Source organism: Trinickia camelliae (assembly GCF_053525655.1).
The window spans coordinates 1-19901 of sequence record NZ_JBCHAA010000008.1 but is presented as its reverse complement, the minus strand read 5'-3'; the positions used below and the strand labels follow the sequence as shown (position 1 = coordinate 19901).

The 19901-nt window shown below is 60.3% G+C and carries 23 protein-coding genes; 16 read left to right on the top strand and 7 right to left on the bottom strand.

The genetic code is table 11. From position 1 onward, the window contains the following. Window positions 1–59: 59 nt before the first annotated feature. The 3 genes from AAHK20_RS14975 to AAHK20_RS14965 all read right to left on the bottom strand — a co-directional run bounded on the left by AAHK20_RS14975 (window position 60) and on the right by AAHK20_RS14965 (window position 2708). A complete protein-coding gene (locus AAHK20_RS14975) occupies window positions 60–533 on the bottom strand; it encodes a universal stress protein (protein ID WP_449182256.1) in 474 nt (157 codons plus the stop codon). Window positions 534–830: 297 nt separating this feature from the next. Beyond that, window positions 831–1526 (bottom strand): DNA alkylation repair protein, encoded by a 696-nt coding sequence (locus AAHK20_RS14970; protein ID WP_449182255.1) that lies wholly within the window; start codon window positions 1524–1526, stop codon window positions 831–833. 63 nt (window positions 1527–1589) lie between these two features. After that, on the bottom strand, window positions 1590–2708 hold the full coding sequence (locus AAHK20_RS14965) for an NAD(P)/FAD-dependent oxidoreductase (RefSeq protein ID WP_449182254.1): 1119 nt from the start codon (window positions 2706–2708) through the stop codon (window positions 1590–1592). Between the two features lie 250 nt (window positions 2709–2958). On the opposite strand from AAHK20_RS14965, the gene AAHK20_RS14960 reads away from it, so the two are divergent. Beyond that, the gene (locus tag AAHK20_RS14960; protein WP_449182253.1) at window positions 2959–3366 is read left to right on the top strand and encodes a GreA/GreB family elongation factor; all 408 of its coding nucleotides are present in this window, start codon (window positions 2959–2961) and stop codon (window positions 3364–3366) included. 149 nt (window positions 3367–3515) lie between these two features. Here AAHK20_RS14960 and AAHK20_RS14955 read toward each other — a convergent pair whose 3' ends face one another. After that, on the bottom strand, window positions 3516–4640 hold the full coding sequence (locus AAHK20_RS14955) for a porin (protein WP_449182252.1): 1125 nt from the start codon (window positions 4638–4640) through the stop codon (window positions 3516–3518). Window positions 4641–5269: 629 nt separating this feature from the next. Here AAHK20_RS14955 and AAHK20_RS14950 point away from each other — a divergent pair. The 8 genes from AAHK20_RS14950 to AAHK20_RS14915 all read left to right on the top strand — a co-directional run bounded on the left by AAHK20_RS14950 (window position 5270) and on the right by AAHK20_RS14915 (window position 11564). Then, complete coding sequence (locus AAHK20_RS14950; RefSeq protein ID WP_449182251.1) at window positions 5270–5548, top strand: hypothetical protein; 279 nt, start codon at window positions 5270–5272, stop codon at window positions 5546–5548. Window positions 5549–5804: 256 nt separating this feature from the next. Continuing rightward, the gene (locus AAHK20_RS14945) at window positions 5805–6665 is read left to right on the top strand and encodes an MBL fold metallo-hydrolase (protein ID WP_449182250.1); all 861 of its coding nucleotides are present in this window, start codon (window positions 5805–5807) and stop codon (window positions 6663–6665) included. A 149-nt stretch (window positions 6666–6814) separates the two neighbouring features. Then, entirely contained in the window at window positions 6815–7003 is a 189-nt protein-coding gene (locus tag AAHK20_RS14940) for a hypothetical protein (RefSeq protein WP_449182249.1), read from the top strand. 251 nt (window positions 7004–7254) lie between these two features. Next, window positions 7255–7806: a hypothetical protein gene (locus AAHK20_RS14935; RefSeq protein ID WP_449182248.1), complete on the top strand. Its 552-nt coding sequence runs from the start codon at window positions 7255–7257 to the stop codon at window positions 7804–7806. Between the two features lie 125 nt (window positions 7807–7931). Then, entirely contained in the window at window positions 7932–8537 is a 606-nt protein-coding gene (locus AAHK20_RS14930; RefSeq protein WP_449182247.1) for a pyridoxamine 5'-phosphate oxidase family protein, read from the top strand. A 264-nt stretch (window positions 8538–8801) separates the two neighbouring features. Further along, entirely contained in the window at window positions 8802–9161 is a 360-nt protein-coding gene (locus AAHK20_RS14925) for a DUF3564 domain-containing protein (protein WP_449182246.1), read from the top strand. 388 nt (window positions 9162–9549) lie between these two features. Continuing rightward, on the top strand, window positions 9550–10290 hold the full coding sequence (locus tag AAHK20_RS14920; protein WP_449182245.1) for a response regulator: 741 nt from the start codon (window positions 9550–9552) through the stop codon (window positions 10288–10290). Further along, window positions 10287–11564 (top strand): ATP-binding protein, encoded by a 1278-nt coding sequence (locus tag AAHK20_RS14915; protein WP_449182244.1) that lies wholly within the window; start codon window positions 10287–10289, stop codon window positions 11562–11564. The genes AAHK20_RS14920 and AAHK20_RS14915 overlap by 4 nt, the downstream gene beginning before the upstream one ends. Before the next feature lie 219 nt (window positions 11565–11783). Here AAHK20_RS14915 and AAHK20_RS14910 read toward each other — a convergent pair whose 3' ends face one another. After that, window positions 11784–12203: a MarR family winged helix-turn-helix transcriptional regulator gene (locus tag AAHK20_RS14910; RefSeq protein WP_449182480.1), complete on the bottom strand. Its 420-nt coding sequence runs from the start codon at window positions 12201–12203 to the stop codon at window positions 11784–11786. A gap of 454 nt (window positions 12204–12657) precedes the next feature. Between AAHK20_RS14910 and AAHK20_RS14905 the strand changes: the two genes are divergently transcribed. Beyond that, on the top strand, window positions 12658–13092 hold the full coding sequence (locus AAHK20_RS14905; RefSeq protein WP_449182479.1) for a universal stress protein: 435 nt from the start codon (window positions 12658–12660) through the stop codon (window positions 13090–13092). Between the two features lie 44 nt (window positions 13093–13136). Here AAHK20_RS14905 and AAHK20_RS14900 read toward each other — a convergent pair whose 3' ends face one another. Then, window positions 13137–13730, bottom strand: a complete 594-nt coding sequence (locus AAHK20_RS14900; protein WP_449182478.1) for an alpha-ketoglutarate-dependent dioxygenase AlkB family protein — start codon at window positions 13728–13730, stop codon at window positions 13137–13139. A 120-nt stretch (window positions 13731–13850) separates the two neighbouring features. On the opposite strand from AAHK20_RS14900, the gene AAHK20_RS14895 reads away from it, so the two are divergent. The 3 genes from AAHK20_RS14895 (at window position 13851) to AAHK20_RS14885 (ending at window position 15857) form a co-directional block, all read left to right on the top strand. Next, window positions 13851–14465, top strand: coding sequence for an O-methyltransferase (locus tag AAHK20_RS14895; RefSeq protein ID WP_449182243.1), 615 nt, complete (start codon window positions 13851–13853; stop codon window positions 14463–14465). Continuing rightward, a complete protein-coding gene (locus tag AAHK20_RS14890) occupies window positions 14462–15118 on the top strand; it encodes a GntR family transcriptional regulator (protein ID WP_449182242.1) in 657 nt (218 codons plus the stop codon). Before AAHK20_RS14895 ends, AAHK20_RS14890 begins: the two co-directional genes overlap by 4 nt. 154 nt (window positions 15119–15272) lie before the next feature. Further along, window positions 15273–15857, top strand: coding sequence for a malonic semialdehyde reductase (locus tag AAHK20_RS14885; protein ID WP_449182241.1), 585 nt, complete (start codon window positions 15273–15275; stop codon window positions 15855–15857). Window positions 15858–15958: 101 nt separating this feature from the next. On the opposite strand, the gene AAHK20_RS14880 is transcribed toward AAHK20_RS14885, so the two are convergent. Further along, entirely contained in the window at window positions 15959–16279 is a 321-nt protein-coding gene (locus AAHK20_RS14880) for a hypothetical protein (protein ID WP_449182240.1), read from the bottom strand. Window positions 16280–16556: 277 nt separating this feature from the next. Here AAHK20_RS14880 and AAHK20_RS14875 point away from each other — a divergent pair, with 277 nt between their 5' ends. From AAHK20_RS14875 to AAHK20_RS14865, 3 genes are all read left to right on the top strand, one after another. After that, entirely contained in the window at window positions 16557–17720 is a 1164-nt protein-coding gene (locus AAHK20_RS14875; RefSeq protein WP_449182239.1) for a metallophosphoesterase, read from the top strand. Window positions 17721–18274: 554 nt separating this feature from the next. Then, window positions 18275–18982 carry an MgtC/SapB family protein gene (locus tag AAHK20_RS14870; RefSeq protein WP_449182238.1) on the top strand — a complete coding sequence of 236 codons (708 nt, stop codon included), beginning with the start codon at window positions 18275–18277 and terminating at the stop codon, window positions 18980–18982. Window positions 18983–19439: 457 nt separating this feature from the next. After that, window positions 19440–19691: a GlsB/YeaQ/YmgE family stress response membrane protein gene (locus AAHK20_RS14865; RefSeq protein WP_207001755.1), complete on the top strand. Its 252-nt coding sequence runs from the start codon at window positions 19440–19442 to the stop codon at window positions 19689–19691. The last annotated feature ends 210 nt before the right edge of the window (window positions 19692–19901 follow it).

The following is a 19901-nucleotide window of genomic DNA, read 5'->3' as shown; positions in this document are numbered from 1 at the left end:
TGGCTGCTTGGCCTGGTTCATTGCGCCCGCACTTACGCGGGCGCAATGCCCCGCTCGCCTCAGTGGTCGGCTTCCGGCTCTGCCCGCGGCGCCTCCTTGATCAGCAGAAGCGGCACGGCCGTCTCGCGCAACAGCGATTCCGCAACGCTGCCGAGCAATAGACGCCTCATTCCGGTGCGCCCATGGGTTCCCATCACGATGAGGTTCGCTTCGAACTCCTCGGCGGCACGCGTCAGCACCTGCGCGATGCTTTCGCCGTACGAATCGATTGCCCGCACGTTGCCGGCCACACGCTGATTCGCCAACAATTCGCGCGCTTCGTCGAGCGCCTTCGTTGCGGCCTCGGTCACCGCCGAGCTCGCCCGGTTATCTTCGACAAAACCGCCTCCGATATCGACAAGTTGAGGCGAATGCGCCACGACGCACACAGCGAGCACCTCCGCGCGCATCGCTTGCGCGAGTTTCATCGCCTCGTCGAGCGCTAGCCGCGCCGCTTGGCTGCCGTCGACCGCCACCATGATTCGTTCGTACATGACACTCTCCCGGGCTTGTGCCTGCTTTCGTTGAAGAAGGGACCGCGCAACCGTCGCGGCCGCGCAGAACGTTCAGTTTGAAAGCTGCACCGCCTTTGCACCTTGACTCGAATCAACTGTCCGTGAGGCACCACGGAACCGCGCTCGACAATCGCAGGCGAACCCACGCGTTACTCGACGACGCGAATCTGTGGGACTCGTCTTTAAGGATAGCTTCCGCAGCGGGTTCGGCATCGGCGCACGCGTCGATTCGTCCGCTCAATCCGTCGCGAAAAACGGGTATAGGCCCGATACGAGTCATCCCAAGCGCGGTAGATTTTTTCCGGCCTCTCTCACACTAAGCGGCGACAGCACATCGCGCCTGTCGTCGAGAAACTGCCGGATCGCTTGCGGGTCGTGCCATGCGTAGTCTCGCAATGCCCAGCCGATCGCTTTGCGAATGAAGAAGTCCGTCTCCGGCGCGAGTGCGAGCGCGTGACGAAAGAGGCGCGGGACGTCGGTCTCGTTGCGCCAGCCCAGTTGATGCAACATCGCGATGCGGCGGACCCACAGGTTCTCGTGCCCCAACGCACGATCCATATGGATCTGGCAGGTCGGGGCATGCTTTCTGCTGGCCCTGATCACATCGCCGACAACGCCCGCAAGACCATCCACCGAATCCCACCACGACTTTCGCTGCGCGAGCGAAAGCAGCGCCGGAAGCTGCTCGAGCGTCAACGCTTTCCAATGACGCGCGAGCAGGTCGACGGCCACGTATTGATATTCGCGCTGCGGCAACGTCCATAAGCCCTCGGCCAGCTCGATGAGCCGGGCCGCGTCGACGCCCTTGAGTTCGCGGAGAATCGGCAGCACGGCCGCACGCCGTTGCGGCGTCGGTACGCCCAGGTAGTCGAACTGGTCGCGCATATAAGCCCGCATCGCGATCGCTTTTTCTGCGTTAGCGAGCGGCACGAGCGCCGCACCGACGCGCTGATTGAATGATGCTGCGGTCACGTTGCGAAACCTCTCGAAGACGGCTGGAAAGGAAGACTACGACGATATCGCGCTAGCGGCAGATCAGCGCTCGGGCAAATCCGCCGACGGCGTCTCGGTGCCGAGAATGCGCGCCGACAGTTTCGCGTCATAGCTCGAATGGACGTGAACGCGCTTCTTGTCCGGATAGGCATAGCCATAGGCTTTGCGCAGCGCGAGCGACGCCTCGTGGAACCCCGACAAAATCAGCTTTTGTTTGTTCGGATAGCCCGCGATATCGCCGACTGCAAAAATACCTGGGCGGGACGATTCGTAGTTGCTGGTGTCGACAGTCACGCGTCCCGCGCGAATGTCGAGCCCCCAGTCCGCTATCGGACCCAGATCCGCGACCAAGCCATACAACGCAATCAAATGATCGGCCGGCAGTGTGACCGCTCCTCCGATCTGCTTGATGTCGACCGATTCGAGCGCGCCGCCCGGCGCATTGAGCGCGGCGAGGGTGCCGATCACGATGTCGAGTTCGCCCTCGACCGCCGCGCGCTTGACCTCCTGCACCGTCGCCTCAGCCGCTCGAAACGCGTCGCGCCGGTGCACGAGCGTCACATGCCGCGCGACTTTGCGCAGCGCGAGCGCCCAGTCGAGCGCGGAGTCGCCGCCGCCCGCAACAATCACGTTCTGACCGGCAAACGCGGCGACCTTGCGCACCGCGTAGTGCACGTGACGCCCTTCGAGCGCCGGCGCCTCGTCGAGCGCAATGCGTTGCGGCACGAAGGCGCCATTGCCGGCGGACAACAAGATCGCTGCGGCATCGAATTCGAGCCCTTGGTCGGTCGCGACGGTCCAGCGTTTGTCGTCGGCGCGTTGCGTGACGCTTCGCACCTGTTGCCCAAGATGAATCGGAAACCCGAAAGGACGACACTGCTCCATCAAACGCTCGACCAGCTCGCGCGCCGTGCAGACGGGCACTGCCGGAATATCGAAGATCGGCTTCTCCGGATACAGCTCGATGCATTGCCCGCCGACTTCCTTTAACGCATCGACGATGTGACACGACAATCCGATCACACCCGCTTCGAATGCGGCAAAAAGCCCCACCGGGCCGGCACCGATAATGAGCACGTCGGTGCGCAACGGGGTGGATTGAGCGGCGACCGGGTCGGCGTCGGCGATAGGTGCGTCACTGGGCAAAGTCGTTTCGCTCACGTCGTTTCCTCGATAACCGGTTGAACACACTCACAACGATACCCGGTTATGCGAAGCGAGCCCGAGGCGCGGAATTTGGCATGGTTCTCAGTAGGGTCACACCATGCTCAAGGTGTAGACGGTCGCGGATACCGCCCCTTGCGTGATACCATTCTTTACATTCCCCTTTACTTTTGCTTTCGCATTCGGCAGCGCTTGCGCGGTCGGCTACTGCCCGCGCCTGTTCGTCGTCGTTGCGCCCTATCCGATCATGAGAAAAAAGACTTGCTACCTTACTGAACTCGATGTCACGCGCCTTGAAAAGCACGCTGCACAAGCAAGCGCGCAGGCTGGCTATCTCGACATGCTGGATGAACTGATGGAACGCGCCAGCATCGTCGATTCGCGCGAAATCTCGGCTAATGTCGTCACCATGAACTCGAAAGTGACCCTCGTCGACAGCGACACCGGTGAGCCGATGACATGGACGGTCGTTTATCCGCCTGAGGCCAACTTCGAAAATGGGCAGTTGAACGTGTTTTCTCCGGTGGGCCTGGCGTTGCTCGGATCCAAGCGCGGCGACACGATCCGCTTCACTCCGCCGAACGGGCAGGTAAAGACGCTGAAAGTCGATCAGATCGTGTTCCAGCCGGAAGCGGCGGATGACTTCACACTTTGAGGCACACATGCCGCGGCGAATCTCTAGCCGCGGCGCCGAGATCGGGAAGAAGAGAGATTGCGCGCCGAAGAAATCGCGCTCAGAACGAAAAAAGGGTGCCGCGTCCGGCACCCTTTTTTCATGCTGCTAACACAACCAGCGACTTCGCTTTAGAAGCGGTGACGCAGGCCGATCGTTGCTGCGGTTTGGTTCGGCGAGGTCGACGACAGCGTCGACGAATCGCCGTTGTAGATCGATGCGAACGGCGCGTCACCCATTGCGTGCTGGTACACGACCTGAGCGTACACGTCCGTGCGCTTCGACAGCGAGTAGTCAGCCTGTGCGCCGATCTGGTGGAAACGCGAGCTCAAATCAACACCGCCCACGCCACCCTTTTCCTGCGTAAACGTGTATGCGAGGCCCAGACCCAACGCCGGAGTCAAGTTGTACTTGCCATTGACTTCGTAATTGTTCTGGCGAAGGGTCAAGCCACTAAGAGCCGAAATGTTGTCGACACGAACTTGCGACCATGCCACGCCGACTGACGCCGGGCCGAACTCGTAGCCAGCGCCTGCACCATACTCACGTTGGCGCGAGCCACCGGAAAGGTCCCCGCCCAGATACGTGGCGCCGGACTTTGTAACGTTCGGGTTATTCTGCTGAGCGTATGCGCCGCCGATGCGGAAGCCTTGGTATTGATACGACACGCCGCCGCTATAGGAGCGGTTGTTGGTAAAGTTCGTGTCGTTCGAGAAGCTGTAGGTGCCGCCAAACTGGAGGCCCGCGTAGTTGGCACTCGCGAACTTGATGGTGTTGTTCGAAGCGAAACCACCATTCGTGCTCAGATTGTCGAAATTGCCGTGGTGGGCAAAATAAGTGCCGCCCCAAGTACCCGTTGCCGTGAACGGCGCCAGATAGTCTTGCACGGCGTCATACTGACGACCCAACGTCACCGTGCCGTAGCCGCTCGACAAACCAACGAACGCTTGACGGTTGAACATGCCGCCGTTGTTAGCCTGAGTACCGTTGCCAAGGTTGAACCCGCTTTCGAGGTTGAAGACCGCCTTCAAACCGCCGCCCAGATCTTCCGAACCGCGCAGGCCCCAGCGGCTTTGGTCGATGCCGCTACCCATGCGCCACAGCGCCTTGCCATCAGTCGCGCCCGCCGCCGGAGCGACATTGCTCTGATACGTAATACCTGCATCCAGCACGCCATACAGTGTGACGCTGCTTTGTGCGTGAGCTGCGACTGCAAACGAAGCAGAAACTGCCGCCACGATTAGGGTTTTTTTCATGTGAGACAAGCTCCCTTAATAAGGACTGGCCTTTCGACCTTGGTATAGAAAGAGAAAGACGGAGGCATCACTCGAAACGACCGCTTACAGTGATCGTTCAGCCTTTTCTCAACCGCCTTACGAGGACCGAGTCTACGTTCCACCCTTACAGGAAGCATACGCACATCATGCAATACATTTTTTCATCTACAGAAATAATAAAAACGAACTGAAAGCCCAACTCATTGTTTTTACATAAGTTTTTATTAGTCACACGAACCCTTTTCGGGACATGCCGCGCTTATATCAAATTATTACAATCAGCCTTCTGGTTGTAAATTAACAACGATATATTAATAAGATCATCTCAAAAACAGCATTTATGCCATCTAAAGCATCGCCAAATCTCGAGAAATTGCGTGTATTTTTAACAAGACTAGCTGGCTGTCCGCCTCGAATTGCGTTTGAATTTATCGACGCAATGGGTGACTTTGGATGCCGAATTCGACAGACATGAGAGGTCGCACTGTATTTTTCATCGATCGCGAATGCCTCCGGCCGCGCTCGCGCAGCCTGCGCCGCCACCGCATCCATGATCGAACGGCGGCCTCTATCCGCCCTCCGCCTGACCTGGTGGACAGCCTCCGGGCATGTCTCCGGCACGGCCTGTTTTGGGAGGGCCGCCACCTCGGCCGGGTCCGGGTGGTCCGGGCCGGCCCCCCGCCGCCACCTCGACACGAACGCCCCCTCCGCCCCCTCACGCTCGCGGCTACATCTGGACCAATGAGCATTGGCGCTGGCACGACGGCACCTACGTCTGGGTGTCCGGCCGTTGGATCAGCGGCCGGCAAGGATGGCGCTGGGTGCCCGGCCGCAGGGTCAAGTCCGGACCGGGATGGGTGTACATCGAAGGCCATTGGGCGCGCTGATGCGTCTTGGGGCACCGTGGGTCGTGGGCCGGCAATATGGCCGGCGGCGCGCCGAACCGCCCTTCCTTTCTATTCAGCCGACAACATCGGCTACAGTCGCCCGCCGCGCGAGGCCAATGCGCGGCCGCCGGCAGCGGTTTCGCATCATGGTGCGCCGCGTCGTCATATTGACTTCCGCCGCTGAGGCGGTCCGCATACCATAGACTTTCGCAGCGCCCACCACACGCCGCGCAACGCAAAATCAAAAAGGCTCGCCATGAAACCTCAGATTCAGGCATTCCACGACTCCGCGACGGCGACCATCAGCTATGTCGTCCACTCGGGCCCCGGCACGCGTTGCGCAATCATCGATTCCGTGCTCGACTACGAGCCGCATTCCGGCCACACATCGACCGTTTCGGCCGATCGCATTGTCGAGTACGTGCGCGAACAGCAGTTGCACACAGAGTGGCTGCTCGAAACACATGCGCACGCGGACCATCTGTCTGCAGCACCGTATCTGCGCGAGAAGCTTGGCGGTTCGATCGGGATCGGCGAACACATCCGCTCGGTACAAAAGATCTTCGGGCCGGTCTTCAATTTCGAGCCGGCATTCCGTCCTGATGGCTCGCAGTTCGATCGTCTGTTCGCGGCCGGCGAAACGCTGCACATCGGCGAGCTCGAGGCCATCGTGCTTCACGTGCCCGGACACACGCCCGCAGACGTGGCGTTCATGTTCGACGGCGCAGTGTTCGTCGGCGATACGCTCTTCATGCCGGACGTCGGCACCGCCCGCTGCGACTTTCCCGGTGGCGACGCCCGCGCGCTATTCGCGTCGATACGCTCGCTCTTGGCAATGCCGGACGATACCGACCTCTATATGTGTCACGACTACCCGCCCGCGGGGCGCGATGTCCGATGGCGAACCACGGTCGCCGAGCAGCGCGCGATGAATATCCACGTGCGCGACTCCGTCGCCGAAGCCGACTTCGTCGCCATGCGAACGGCGCGCGACGCGATGCTCGGCAAACCCACGCTGATCATCCCTTCGATTCAGCTCAATATCCGAGCAGGCGTTCTACCCGAACCTGAAAGCAATGGCATCCGCTATCTGAAGACGCCATTGAACGTGCTATAGCGCGCGATTCATTGTCATCGACACTCGAGAACAACACGCAGGGGCAACCGTCTTGATTCAGTGAACTCGGCGGCTCGATCCGATTAATTCGATATGCTTATCGTTGGCGGTGGCGCCTGAGACATCCCAAATACGACGCTTGTCCATTCATGATCGAGAACAGCAAAGTCGCGCCGGCCGAGTGCGGCTTTCACGGCAAACCGCTACCGACCTTCCCCCTCGATTCAACGATGCTGCACCGCCTTGCCTGGCAGATGAAGATCTTGCTAATGCCCCGGCTTTATTGGAACGACATGCTCAAGGGCCGCGAACGGCTAACGCGTACGAAAGCCGTGTGACGCGCGACGACTAGTCAATAGACGCCAATGTGCTTGGCCCCACTGGCGATTCACGCCAAAGATGGCGGATGAAGCCGATACTCTCTTGATCTCGGGCCTAGGAGCGGCGGTATCCTGTTTGCATACCGCTTGGCGGATCGGAACGGCCCGTATGGGGGCCTGCATGACCCGACGCCCCGGCGTTCGCGTCGAGACGTCCGTCGCCGCTTCGCCTCGAATCCTGCCGCTTCGGCTAGGGGAGTAAAAAAACGATGAGCATCCGTATTTCCGCCTTCACCTGCATCGCACTACTGATGATCAGCGGGATGGCGTCCGCGCAGCGGCCTGTGATCTATCCTGCGCGCAGCCAGACCCCGGCGCAGCAAGCAATCGACAACGCGCTCTGTTACGGCCAGGCAAATTCTCAGACTCATATCGACATGGCCCGTCAGCCGCAAAAGCCGACGCGCACAACGCCGATCAACTTCGCCGCGGACGCTGGGCACGGCGCATCGGCGCCGCCCCTGCCGCCAGGCATCGCCGCAAGCGGCACGCATCCGGCGAGCGGTGCGGCAACCGCAAGCGCCGCCAGTGGATCCGCCTCCGGCACCGCGATGGCGACCGCATCCGGCGCAGCCGCCGCGTCAGGCGCGGCGTCATCGACGACGCTCGCGCTGGGATCCGCGGGTGCTTCAGGCGCACTAGGCACTTCGGGCGCGAGCGGCGTCCAGATGCCTCCGTTGCCGCCGCCGGAGCCGCCGATGACCACCTACTGGCGCGCATATGGCGATTGCATGCAAGACCGGGGGTATGTCGTTCACTGAAATAGGGTTCGACGGCCCAACTGCAATGCGCAATCGGACATATACAAAACACAATATTCCGTGTTGTGCATACAAAATACCAAGCACAATATTGGGCCGATCCATCCCATTCACGGACGAACAACATGCTGACAAGCGTCGAGCAATTGGAAGCGATTTACGGCGCGCCAAGTGAGCGCGCAATCTGGAAGGAAATCTCCTACCTGAATGAGGACTATCGCGCGTTCGTCGAGGCATCGCCCTTCATCGTGCTGGCCTCAGCCGGGCCCGACGGCACGGATTGCTCGCCGAAGGGAGACGCTCCCGGATTCGTGAGAATCATCGACGAGCGCACGCTCGCGATTCCGGATCGGCCCGGCAACAACCGCATCGACACTCTTCGCAATATCGTCATCGACGGACGTGTGTCGGTACTCTTCATCGTGCCGGGCGTCGGCGAGACGCTGCGCGTCAACGGCCGCGCGACCGTATCGAACGATGCCGACCTGCTCGAATCGTTCGCAGTGGACGGCAAGTTGCCGCGCACGGCGATCGTCATCAATATCGAAACGGCGTACTTCCACTGTTCGAAAGCGCTGGCGCGCTCCCATCTATGGAACCCCGAGCGGCACATCGAGCGCTCCCAACTACCGAGCGCAGGCCAAATGCACAAGCGGCTCGCTAGTCGCGACTTCGACGCACAAGCCTACGACAAGGATTTAGCCGAGCGGCTGCCCAGCATGCTTTACTGAACCGATGAAACCCGCGGCGACGCGGGAGGGTGCAACCGCGAAATTCACGCCTACCCCGGTAAATCTTTCGGCACCGCGTTATCCCGCAACCGCAAATTCGGTAATGATCGGGACTGCCTTCGTTAAGCGCCTCCTATCATCGCCCCTACGGCCCTACCATGCCTCGCACCGCACCAGGAACCCGTAGTTTTGTGAACTTGAATTCATTCGTCTGCGATCTAGACTGTTAAATCACGCTCTGCGGATTTTTATGGAGGACACGAAATGCGTCTGACCATTCTGATTAACGGTTCCGATCCCACCGTCAATCATGATTACGCCGTGCTGTGGCTCGACACGGACGAGCGAGTTTGGTCGAGGGAATCGCACGATGGGATCGACCTTCCGCCCTGGGGCGAAATGCGCGACGAAAACGGTGTCACTACACTGTGCGCCCCGAGCGAGGAGGCGCCTTTGTGCACGTTGCGCGGACTGCATGTCGATCGCCATCAGCGCGTCTCGACCGCGCATGGCACCGCTGCATGGTCCAGCGTCGAAAAACACATTGCGATGGACGGATTCTGGCGCCTGCAAGCTGTCGATCGCCAATCCGTATCTGCAGAAAACAGCGTGTTCCGGCGCTAAAGCGCTGCTCACGAACATCGCTATTCGCACCGCTCAAAGCCACAAGCGCTCGAGCTTCAGGAACACGGCCAGTCTGACGACGATACTCGTCGACTCGGCCGTCCGCTAGTTCACCCACCCCGAACGTCAGGCCACTCGCAACGCGCGCGCCCGGGGCCGCCCGCTCCCTTGACAATGCTTAACAGTCGACCTTTCCGACTGTGGCTAGACTTGAGTCGTGAGGCAGAGGACCGCCCACGTGTGCGCTCTTAAGCCCGCTTGATAGCGGGCTTTTTTTCGCCGATTATCTGTCGGCGATCGGCCACTTCTTACCGCTTCGTTCGTTATGTAAGTATCAGTAAGAAAACAATTCGTTATCCGTCACGCGCGCCGATCTAAAATCCGGCCCATGAATACACAGGTCCTCATCGTCGACGACGATCCGGTCGTGCGCGATCTACTGTGCCGGTTCCTCAAAGAAAACGGCCTCGATGTTTCCGTACTGCATGACGGCAGCAATTTGCGCCGGCGCCTCGAGCGCGAGCGGCCATCCGTTGTCGTGCTCGACATCATGATGCCGAACACCGATGGCTTGCGCGCGCTGGCGAATCTGCGCGCTGCCGGCGACGATATCCCGGTGATCTTCGTCACCGCGCGGGGTTCGGTCGCCGATCGCATCGTCGGTCTCGAACTCGGCGCGGACGACTACATCACGAAGCCCTTCGATCCACGCGAATTGCTGGCGCGCATCCATACCGTGCTGCGGCGCCGCGGCCCGGCATCGACCAGCGCACCGGAAGCACGCGACCGGTTTCGCTTCGGCCCTTTCGAGCTCGACTTCGCGACGCGCGCACTGCTGCGTGACGGCGCGCGGCTCCCGCTTCGCGACAGTGAATTCGCGCTCTTGAAGATCTTCGTCAATCACCCGTACAAAGTGCTGTCGCGCGTGCTGATACACGATCTCGTGCACCACGACGAACTCGCGTTTCGCGACCGCAGCCTGGACGTGCCGATCTGGCGCCTGCGACGCATCATCGAAGACGATCCGTCGAACCCGTGCTACGTGCAAACGGTGCGAGGCAAAGGCTACGTGTTCGTGCCGGACGCCAATCCGTCGCAAGCTTTCACTGAGGCCGTGTCTAACGCATGAAGAACCCGTTGAACACGCTATTCGGCAGAATGGCGTTGCTCTCAACGGCAGTGCTTCTTGCAGTTCAGGCCGGGTGGTTCGCATTACTAACGACGCAGCCGACGCGCCATGAAGTGGACGGCTTCTCGCGCGGGTTGCTGCTCGTTCTGCAAGCCGCCAACGGTGAAGAGTCGACTAACGTCGAGCTGGCGCCTGCGTTGCGCGTGCATCTCGTGCCCACCTGGAACATGCCGGCGACCGTGCAGCTGCACGAGCCGTCCAGTGCACCGTTCGTAGAGTTGATCCAGCATCTGCGTGCGCGCTTGCCTACCGGCACGCAAATCGCCGTCGACGATGCGCATCCGCCGCGGCTGTGGGTGCGCTTTCCCGGCAGGTCGGCCTGGATCGTCGCGCCGATCGATATCCCGCCGCGCCCGAACTTCGTAGTCGAAGCGCTCTCGATGCTCTTTGCCGCGCTGCTCTTGTCGCTGCTTGCCGCGTGGCAAATGCAGCGCCCGCTCACGCGTGTGGCCGATGCAGCCCGTGCCTTCGGCGACGGCGCCCGCCCGCAGGAGGTCAATGAACGCGGCCCGCGCGAATTGCGCGACCTGATCCACTCATTCAACGACATGATGCGGCGCTTGAACGAAGCGGACGCCGACAAGGCCGTCATGCTGGCCGGTGTCGCTCACGACCTGAAAGCGCCTCTCACAAGACTCAAACTTCGCGCAAGCGTATCGGTCGCCGAGGAAGAACGCTCGGACTTTGTCCGCGACATCGACTCGCTGACCCATATCGTCCAGCAGTTTCTCGAGTTCGCCGGACAAACCGCCGATTCCGGACCGCCCATCCCCGTCGACGAATTCCTGCGCGAGCAATTCTCCGTGTCCGACGAAGACACGGGCGAAACGTCGTTATTCAATCTTTCGCTTACAGCGGGCCCCTCCTTCCTTTTGCCGCGCACGCTGGTCGACCGGCTCGTTACGAACCTTGTCGATAACGCGCTCGAACACGGCACGCCGCCAGTCGAGATATCGACGTCGCAAACGGATACAGAGTGGATCATTTCCGTACGCGACCATGGCGACGGCATCGCGGAGGAGAAAGTCGAGCTGGCCATGAAGCCGTTCGTGCGGCTCGATTCGGCACGCGGCGGCGAAGGGCATTGCGGCCTGGGGCTCGCGATCGTCGCGCGACTCGCGCAAGACCACGGCGGACGCTGCGACGTATCGAACGCCGACGACGGCGGACTGCAGGTCCGCATCATGTTGCCCACGGAGCACGCGCGTGCGTGATGCCTGGCTTCTCGCGCTCATGACCGGTGCCATCAGAGATTCTGCTTACCGGGCATTACCGGAGCCACCTCGCACGCCAATCAACGCGTATATTCGGCCCTGGCTATCTCGAGGCCAACCCTCCTAGGCCCGTCCGGCTTTCATGTCGGCGGGCCATTTTTTTGCCTCATCGATCGCGCAGTGAAGTCTGCGAGTCGAAGCCATTTAAAGCGTGTGTGGCTAGTCCTCGATCAGCTTGCTCGCAAGCGCATAGATCTGCTCATCAAGCGCCTTGACATGACGCTTTCCGGCCCGGCGATAGAGTTCCTCCTGCGCCGCCTTCCAATCGTTTTCACAAGCGTGCAGCAGCGCGACGCCCTTCTGTGTGAGCGTCCAGAAGCGCATGCGTAGATCATCGCCCGCCTCAGCCGCGACAAGTCGCTTGGTCCGCAGCGTCGCAAGCGTACGGCTCAAGGTCGTCTGATCCAGCAGCAGTTCGTCGGAAAGCTGCGTTGTGCTGACGGGCTCGTCTCGATCCAGCGCCATCAGGATCGTGAATTGTGTGATACGGATGCCGTGCTTCACCAACTGAGCATCGTATAGCGACGTAATGGCGCGCGCGGCTTGACGCAGCGTGCCGCAATGACATAGCAACCGCAACGGCGGTTCAGACATGATGCCCCTCTCGTTAGACGGAAATCGCATCTCGCGAGATGCGGTGCCACCGAAACCCCATGGCTGAGTATCTTTTGGTTCTTTAGAAGACCGCCACGGACGAGGGCATTTTACATGCATATACATGGATATAGCCTGCGTGCGTAAGCAGAAGAGCGAGTGCCGGCCCGCCAGACACCGACTCGACGACGGCAGGCTCCGCGTCTTGCGCTAGCGTCCGGACCTAGCCGCCTGACTGCCGGCCTGCCTAAGGTTATGCGCATAAACTTTTTAAAAATTTTTATCGCCGAAGCAGTCGGCAAAACGCCCAACATTTACATCACGTTTACACAGTCGCTTGCTTTCTTTAGGCCAGCCCTACAAACGATCCGCTAGCCTATCGACATGCCCATCACCGTTCGCTTTTGAAAACAACCCTCGGCATGAGCGAGAAAAAATCATGTTGAAAATACTAGTGCCGGTTAGTCGCTCGTCGCGTTCGCTTCAAGCCGTTCGGCACGCGGCGTTTCTATACAGTGAGCGATGTGCGTCCGAAATCGTGCTCATGAACGTCCAACCGCCACTCGAATCGACTCGCCTCGAAGCGTTCTACCCCCTCTCCAAGCTCCGCTCCCTCGAAAACTCATACGCGCACGCTGCCCTGAGTCGTGCGGAGCACATCCTCAAGGACGCCGGCGTCAAATATTCCGTCTCGATCCAGGTCGGACCGCTGGTCCCGACAATTGCGGAATGCGCCGAACAAACCGGCTGCGATGAAATCCTGCTGGCCGCGCCGCGCAACGATCCGTTGCATACGTTCTTCAATTTCTTTAGCCACAGCGTTCTGGCACGCCTGCTCCGAATTTCGCGGGTACCGGTTACCGCCGTGCGTTAGCGCGCAAAAATTGGCGACCTTGTTGCCTGAAGACGTGGCGACAGCTAAGCACGCGGCGCTACGAAGCGGAACGTCAAGTTGATGCGCTCGCCACGAACGCTGGGCTCCTTCGGCACGCGGTGGCGCCATTCCGCTTGAGTGCGTCCGCGCATGACGAGCAGGCTGCCGCCCGTCAATTGAAATGATTGAACCGCCCCGGTCTTGTTATGGCGCAGGTCAAACCGGCGAGCGGCACCTAGGCTCACCGACGCAATCACAGGTTCCACGCCCAGTTCCGGTTCGTGGTCGGCGTGCCATCCCATGCTGTCGTTGCCGTTTCGATAGCGATTCAAAAGCACGCTATTGAAGCGCGCATTGCTAACGGCTTCCGCTGCGCCCTTCAGCTCCAGAACGGCCGGCGTCCACGCGAGCGGCGCGTTGCGTATGCCCGAGTACACATAGACCGCGCCGGCGTCCCCTTGCCATGCAGTCAAGCGCGGCAACGGCGTGAGCCCCGCAGGGGTGTACATGGTGTCCTGCTTCCACTCGACCTCGGCGATGACGCGCTCGAGAATGAGCATCGCCTCGTCTGCTGATAGCCAATTCGGATACCAATCGACATCGGGCTGTGGAATATCACCGAAAATGTCATCAATCATCGCTTTCATGGGCGTATTCCGGTTTTAAAAGTCATTGTGTCACGATAGCCAGATGATGTTCACCTACTGCTCGACATCACGTATCATGAAACACGAATCGTGAATTAAAAGGAGGATATCGTGCTGATCGCAGAAACCGAAGCCGTGCTTCGTGCCTTGGAAGCGCACGGAGCGAACGTCGATGCCACCGCGACTGACCGCAGCCAGAAGCTATTGAACCTCGAACGCCCTACTGCCGAGTTGCTGTTTCTTTTGGTGACGGCAAGCGGGCGCAGACGCGTGCTGGAGATCGGTACGTCGAACGGCTACAGCGCGATCTGGCTTGCCTGCGCGATGGAGAAAACCACCGGCAATCCGATTACCACAATCGAACGAGACGCGGCCAAGGCCGCACAAGCGCGCGAAAACTTGCGTCGATCCGGCGTCCAGAACTACGCGCAAGTCATCGAGGGCGATGCGACGCAATGTTGCGCCGCTCTCGATGGCCCGTTCGACTGCGTCTTTTTCGATGCGGATCGAATCAGCGCCCCCTCTCAGCTCGAACTCCTGCTTCCGAAACTCACCGACGACGTGTTGCTGATCGCCGACAACGCTCTGTCGCACCCGGAAGAAATCGCCGGCTATCTGGCCGTCGTCAATGCATTGCCGCAATTCGACGCGACCTTGATTCCGGTAGGCAAAGGATTGCATGTGGCATACCGTCGACCGAATACCAAAGGAGCCGTTTCCCAATGACTGCCGCGCCCCCAAAGCTCAAGCGCTCGACGCTCGCCGTCGATGCCTACGTCGCGGTGCGCGACCTGCTGCTGGACGGTAATCGTTACGCGCCAGGAGACAAGATCAGCGTGGAGGAACTGGCCGGCGACTTGGGCGTCAGCCGATCGCCGGTTTGGTCCGCCGTAGCACGCCTGGAAGCCGAGGGGATCGTCGAAGTCACGCCGCGCCAAGGCGTTTTTTTGATCGCGTTCGAGCCCGCACGGCTGGCCGCGGTGTTCGAGGCCCGTGAGGCGCTGGAAGGCATGGCGGCCCGGCTGGCCGCACGCAGGATCAGCACGGCGGAACTGGCGGCGCTGGCGGATTCGATCGATCACCAATCGACTGCCATTCGGAACCAGGATCGGGCAGCCTATGATCAGGCGAACCTGCAGTTCCATCACGGATTGCTCGACGCCGCACAAAGCCCCGCAATCAAGAAAACCCTGTCGGCGCTCTATGCGCAGACTCGCGCGATGTGCGGAAAACGCGCGACTAGCTTTGCCGAGCTCCAGGCGAACCGCGACGAACACGAGGCCATTCTCCGCGCGCTTCAGGCTCAGGACGAAAACGCGGCCGAGCGCACGGCCCGTCGCCACGTCGCCGAGCTGCTGAAAAAGCTGCTTCAGCCGTAGTCCGGAGCCCCGTCGGCAAACAACGCCGCTCGCCGGTTATCATCTGGGCACCAAGCGACACCGCTCACCGGCGATCCATGGCTTCAATCGCATTGACATCGGCAGCCGCTGCAGCCGACGCCATCAGCCTCAACTTCCGCTTCCCCCTCGCACCATGACGCTTCCCGATACCGCCCTCGATCAACTCTTTCGCAACGCGCGCACCCATAACGACTGGCTTCCCAAGCCGGTCGACGATGCGCTTCTCAAACAATTGATCGACCTCGTCGTGCTCGGCCCCACGTCCGCAAACTGCAGCCCCGGCCGCTTCGTGTTCGTCAAAACGCCAGGGGAGAAGGAAAAACTGCGCCCTGCCCTGTCGGCGGGCAATGTCGAGAAAACGATGGCCGCGCCGGTGACAGTCGTTGTCGGCATGGACATGGCGTTTTACGAGCATTTGCCGAAGCTCTTTCCCCACGCGGATGCGCGCAGCTGGTTCGCGGGCAATGACGCCGCGATCTCGGCCACCGCGTTTCGTAATTCGACGCTGCAAGGTGGCTACCTGATCCTGGCGGCCCGTGCGCTGGGACTCGACGCCGGCCCGATGTCCGGCTTCGATTCTGCAAAAGTCGACGAGGCTTTTTTCGCGGGTACGACCGTGAAATCGAATTTCCTCGTCAACCTGGGGTACGGCGACCCGTCGAAGCTGTTCGAACGCAGCCCTCGCTTCGCATTCGGCGAAACCGCAAAAATCGTCTGACCGATGCAAAAGCGGCACCCGTGCGCATGCGTGCCAAGACGCACGCGCAAGGGTGCCGCTTCATCTATTCGTCAGCGAACGTGAGCGCGCTGCTGCTCGGCTCACATCAACAACGCAATATAAAAGACCAGCGCCCCGAGCAAGGCGCCGACGAAGCAAAAGCCTTCGCCCCGTTCGTCGCCACCGGATCGCAGCCAGGCGCCGGCCGCGCCGAACAGCCCTGCGATGCCTAGCGCCGCGAAGACCATGACGACGTAAAACAACACGTCGCGCGAGATCTCAAGCATGTCGAGACGGCGCACGCCGAAATAAACGGCAAGCGCCATCAACGAGAGCCCCACCAGCGGCAGCATCACATGACTGCCCTCGTAGCCGACGTGGTGTTCGCGATGCGGATGGTCCCCAAACCTGATTAGCTTCATCATTCGCCTCCTTCCATCGTGCCCGTCAACTGCAGCGGTGGAACCGAACCATGAAATTAATAGTTTAGATCAGCATTCGCGCGGAAGAATCCGCCATTGCGTAAAAATCGGAAAACCGGGAAAAACAGCGACCACGCGCCGTCGGCGCCCCAAATCGGCCGCCAACGGCGAAAGCGTTCTGTCTGTAAAATGACTCGGCCGCCCTCAAGGAAAGCTGCACAGCACAGCACAGCGCAGCGCCGCCTTGCCGATCTTCCTTTTCTTTCCCTCTTGCCCTATGCGTCGCTCAGGCTTTTTTGTCCGTGCCATCGGCATCGTGGTTCTGTTGCACATTTATATCGGCTTGCGGCTCATTCCCGAGTTGCCGGTTGGCCCCGCGTTCCGTGGGCTCGCAGCACTGTGGCTCGTGTTGTCGTGCGGATTGATTCCCGTCGGCATGCTTGCTCGCACGTTCGAGCGCCAGCCGCTTGCCGACCGGCTCGCTTGGATCGGTCTGCTTACGATGGGCTTCTTCTCGTCGCTGCTCGTGCTGACGGTGTTGCGCGACGTCGCATTGGCGTCCCTTCTGACCATCGACGCGCTTTGGCCGCGCTCCGTGCCGCTCGCTCGCTGGCGGATCGACTCCGCCGCGGCGGTGCCGCTTCTCGCGCTGCTGTCGACGGCAGTCGGCTTTGTCAACGCTCGCCGGCGCGCGCGCGTCGTCACCGTCGACGTACCGATCGAAAGCTTGCCCGCCGCACTCGACGGCTTCACGATCGTACAGATCAGCGATATCCACGTCGGCCCGACGATCAAACAGCGCTACGTCGACGCGATCGTCGATGCAGTCAATCGGCTCAAGCCGGACTTGATCGCGGTGACAGGCGACATCGTCGACGGCAGCGTCGCGCAGCTCTCGGCCCACACCCGCCCGCTCGGACGCCTGAGCGCGCGATACGGCGCGTACCTTGTGACCGGCAACCACGAATACTATTCGGGCGCCGACCAGTGGATTGCCGAATTCGAGCGCCTCGGGTTGCATGTGCTGTTGAACGAGCATGTCGTCCTCGATCACGATGGCGCACGGGTTCTTATCGCGGGCGTGACCGACTACACGGCCGGGAACTTCGACCCCTCGCACCGCAGCGACCCTGTCGCGGCGCTCGCCGGTGCGCCCGGCGACGTCCGGGTGCGCGTGCTGCTCGCGCATCAGCCACGCACCGCGCCTGCTGCCGCGGACGCGGGATTCACACTCCAGCTGTCAGGACACACGCATGGCGGGCAGTTCTTTCCGTGGAATTTCTTCGTTCGACTACAACAGCCGTTTACGGCGGGACTCGCACGCCTCAATAACTTATGGGTGTACACGAGCAGAGGCACAGGTTACTGGGGACCGCCAAAACGTCTTGGCGCTCCGTCGGAGATCACGCGGCTAAGGCTGGTGGCAGGCGCCGCGGCCTGACTGAAAGAAGGAGTACGCGATTTCGTGCTTACGCGCGTTTCGTTTGGACACGCTTCATCACATACCTCACGCGTTCTGCGCAGTGCAGCAATTTTGAGTTGACGTTCGCGTCGGCAACTGCCTAGAATTTCGCTATTCTCAATTTTTGAGGTCCGCCGCCTTGGACAGCAGCTGTAGTCGATCCTACCTTGGTCTCACCGCCTGATCGGCAAGTCCCGCGCCAGTTTTTCTCTCTGCCGCCGTCTTGCCAACAGGCGAGCGGTGCGCGTCGCAATTCGCTGCACCCCTGTGTATTCTTGTTCGAAATAACCGTAGCGCGCTAATGCTCGCGCGATGGGTTGTCGTGCGCTGCACAGTCCATCGACAACGATCGTCGAGATACCCGAGGTGCATCCGCTTGCTCATTCACTAACGAGTTCGCGTTCGCCGTATGACATCAATACGTTCACCGAAGCGTGGCATGCTCACGCTCTTGACTGCTCGTCGGGCCACGTACGACACCAAAGTTCGCGATCGAATCCATCATTCAACAAAACCATTAGAACGCTTATCCAATGACGCTTGAATTCGCCCTCCGACTGCTGGCCGCGTTTTCGTGTGGGGTCGCAATCGGCATCGAACGCCAGATGCGCCAACGCACGGCCGGTCTGCGCACCATAACGCTCGTCGCAAGCGGCGCTTGCTTGTTCGTCACGCTCGGCGTCCTGACTGGCAACGGAACAGCCGGCGTAACGCAGATTGCGGCGTACGTCGTGTCGGGTGTCGGATTTCTCGGTGGCGGTGTGATCATGCGAGACAAGGGCTCCATTCAAGGGATCAACACAGCCGCAACATTGTGGTGTTCCGCCGCCGTCGGCGTGCTCTGCGGCGCCGGCCACTATGGTCCCGCGCTCGCCGGCACCGGCATCGTGCTGCTAACGAATACGGTTCTGCGTGAAGTCAGCAAAGCCATCAATGCAACGCCCGTTTCGAACGCGGACCTGATACGCGAGTACGTCTTGTCCGTCGTCTGCCGAGAGGAGGACGAGATTCACATTCGCACCGCACTTTCGAACTCGATGTACTCGACGCCGCTGTCTTTCCAGAGCCTCACGAGCGAGGATGTACCCGATGCGCCCGGGCGCATCCTGGTGACAGCAACGCTCAAGCTGCATCCCAAAGATCAATCGAAGCTCGAGCTGATGGCAAGCCGCATCAGCATGGAAAAAGGCGTGTCGAGTGTGAGTTGGATCGCGAAGGAAGCCGAGCCCACGCCCGAATGAATATCACCTCTGCGCACGGCCGCTCAAATCCTTCAAAAACCTAACAGGTTGATTCGATTTGAATGCGCTGGAGCGCGTTCTCGCTTGCGAATGAATGTACTGTCACCTATAACAAGCGTATGCGATGGCCCTAGCCCCCGACGCGGGATTGGTCATGGTTCCGTCCTCCTGTGCAGCCCGATGCCGAGAACGACATGAACTCAGTGACTGCGCGCAGTGCATTTGCTTGTTGCCTTGTTGCTGATATGTACGGCGTTCGCGGCGACTTGCTTCTCCGTGAGCACCGGTCAAATCCAATTCGACATGATTTGTCGGTTTCGCTCAGCCTCCACGCAACATCTCTAAATAGTGTTAATTCCGTATCCTAACTATGGACTCGCCTATGAGCGCCATTTAAGCTCGGTCAGCGTAACGATTTTGCGCCTTTCTTTTTACTCTTAACCACGGAGTCTCCACTATGCAACACGGGCTCATTGCATGGCTCATTATCGGCGCAATCGCCGGCTGGCTAGCGGGCGTATTGGTCAAAGGCGGCGGTTTCGGATTGATCGTCGACATCATCGTCGGGATCGTCGGCGCGTTTATTGGTGGTTGGTTGTCGCGCGTACTAGGGATCTCGCTCGGCGGTGGCATGATCGCATCGATCATTACTGCGGTGATCGGCGCGGTTATCTTGCTATTCATTATCCGCCTCATCAAACGAGGATGAGGCTAGGGAAATAATTTAACGTCGGCGTGTCCTGAGGATGCGCCGCGTTCCACTGCCCTGGCTGCGGCGAGCCGATAGAGCGGCAGCGGCCTGTTTTCTGAGGGTTTTTGCGGGACTGGTTTTTCCGGCGCGTAAACGCCACAACCCCACCTTTATGGGGTGGGGTTGTGGACTTGGGTAAGGAGCCTGACGATTACCTACTTTCACACG

Coding starts and splice junctions, on each gene's coding strand:
- AAHK20_RS14915 (WP_449182244.1), top strand. CDS start 10,287: ATGAAGAACCCGTTGAACACGCTATTCGGCAGAATGGCGTTGCTCTCA.
- AAHK20_RS14950 (WP_449182251.1), top strand. CDS start 5,270: ATGTCTCCGGCACGGCCTGTTTTGGGAGGGCCGCCACCTCGGCCGGGT.
- AAHK20_RS14920 (WP_449182245.1), top strand. CDS start 9,550: ATGAATACACAGGTCCTCATCGTCGACGACGATCCGGTCGTGCGCGAT.
- AAHK20_RS14945 (WP_449182250.1), top strand. CDS start 5,805: ATGAAACCTCAGATTCAGGCATTCCACGACTCCGCGACGGCGACCATC.
- AAHK20_RS14870 (WP_449182238.1), top strand. CDS start 18,275: ATGACGCTTGAATTCGCCCTCCGACTGCTGGCCGCGTTTTCGTGTGGG.
- AAHK20_RS14940 (WP_449182249.1), top strand. CDS start 6,815: ATGATCGAGAACAGCAAAGTCGCGCCGGCCGAGTGCGGCTTTCACGGC.
- AAHK20_RS14865 (WP_207001755.1), top strand. CDS start 19,440: ATGCAACACGGGCTCATTGCATGGCTCATTATCGGCGCAATCGCCGGC.
- AAHK20_RS14955 (WP_449182252.1), bottom strand. CDS start 4,640: ATGAAAAAAACCCTAATCGTGGCGGCAGTTTCTGCTTCGTTTGCAGTC.
- AAHK20_RS14975 (WP_449182256.1), bottom strand. CDS start 533: ATGTACGAACGAATCATGGTGGCGGTCGACGGCAGCCAAGCGGCGCGG.
- AAHK20_RS14925 (WP_449182246.1), top strand. CDS start 8,802: ATGCGTCTGACCATTCTGATTAACGGTTCCGATCCCACCGTCAATCAT.
- AAHK20_RS14880 (WP_449182240.1), bottom strand. CDS start 16,279: ATGAAGCTAATCAGGTTTGGGGACCATCCGCATCGCGAACACCACGTC.
- AAHK20_RS14930 (WP_449182247.1), top strand. CDS start 7,932: ATGCTGACAAGCGTCGAGCAATTGGAAGCGATTTACGGCGCGCCAAGT.
- AAHK20_RS14875 (WP_449182239.1), top strand. CDS start 16,557: ATGCGTCGCTCAGGCTTTTTTGTCCGTGCCATCGGCATCGTGGTTCTG.
- AAHK20_RS14905 (WP_449182479.1), top strand. CDS start 12,658: ATGTTGAAAATACTAGTGCCGGTTAGTCGCTCGTCGCGTTCGCTTCAA.
- AAHK20_RS14900 (WP_449182478.1), bottom strand. CDS start 13,730: ATGATTGATGACATTTTCGGTGATATTCCACAGCCCGATGTCGATTGG.
- AAHK20_RS14935 (WP_449182248.1), top strand. CDS start 7,255: ATGAGCATCCGTATTTCCGCCTTCACCTGCATCGCACTACTGATGATC.
- AAHK20_RS14885 (WP_449182241.1), top strand. CDS start 15,273: ATGACGCTTCCCGATACCGCCCTCGATCAACTCTTTCGCAACGCGCGC.
- AAHK20_RS14960 (WP_449182253.1), top strand. CDS start 2,959: ATGAGAAAAAAGACTTGCTACCTTACTGAACTCGATGTCACGCGCCTT.
- AAHK20_RS14890 (WP_449182242.1), top strand. CDS start 14,462: ATGACTGCCGCGCCCCCAAAGCTCAAGCGCTCGACGCTCGCCGTCGAT.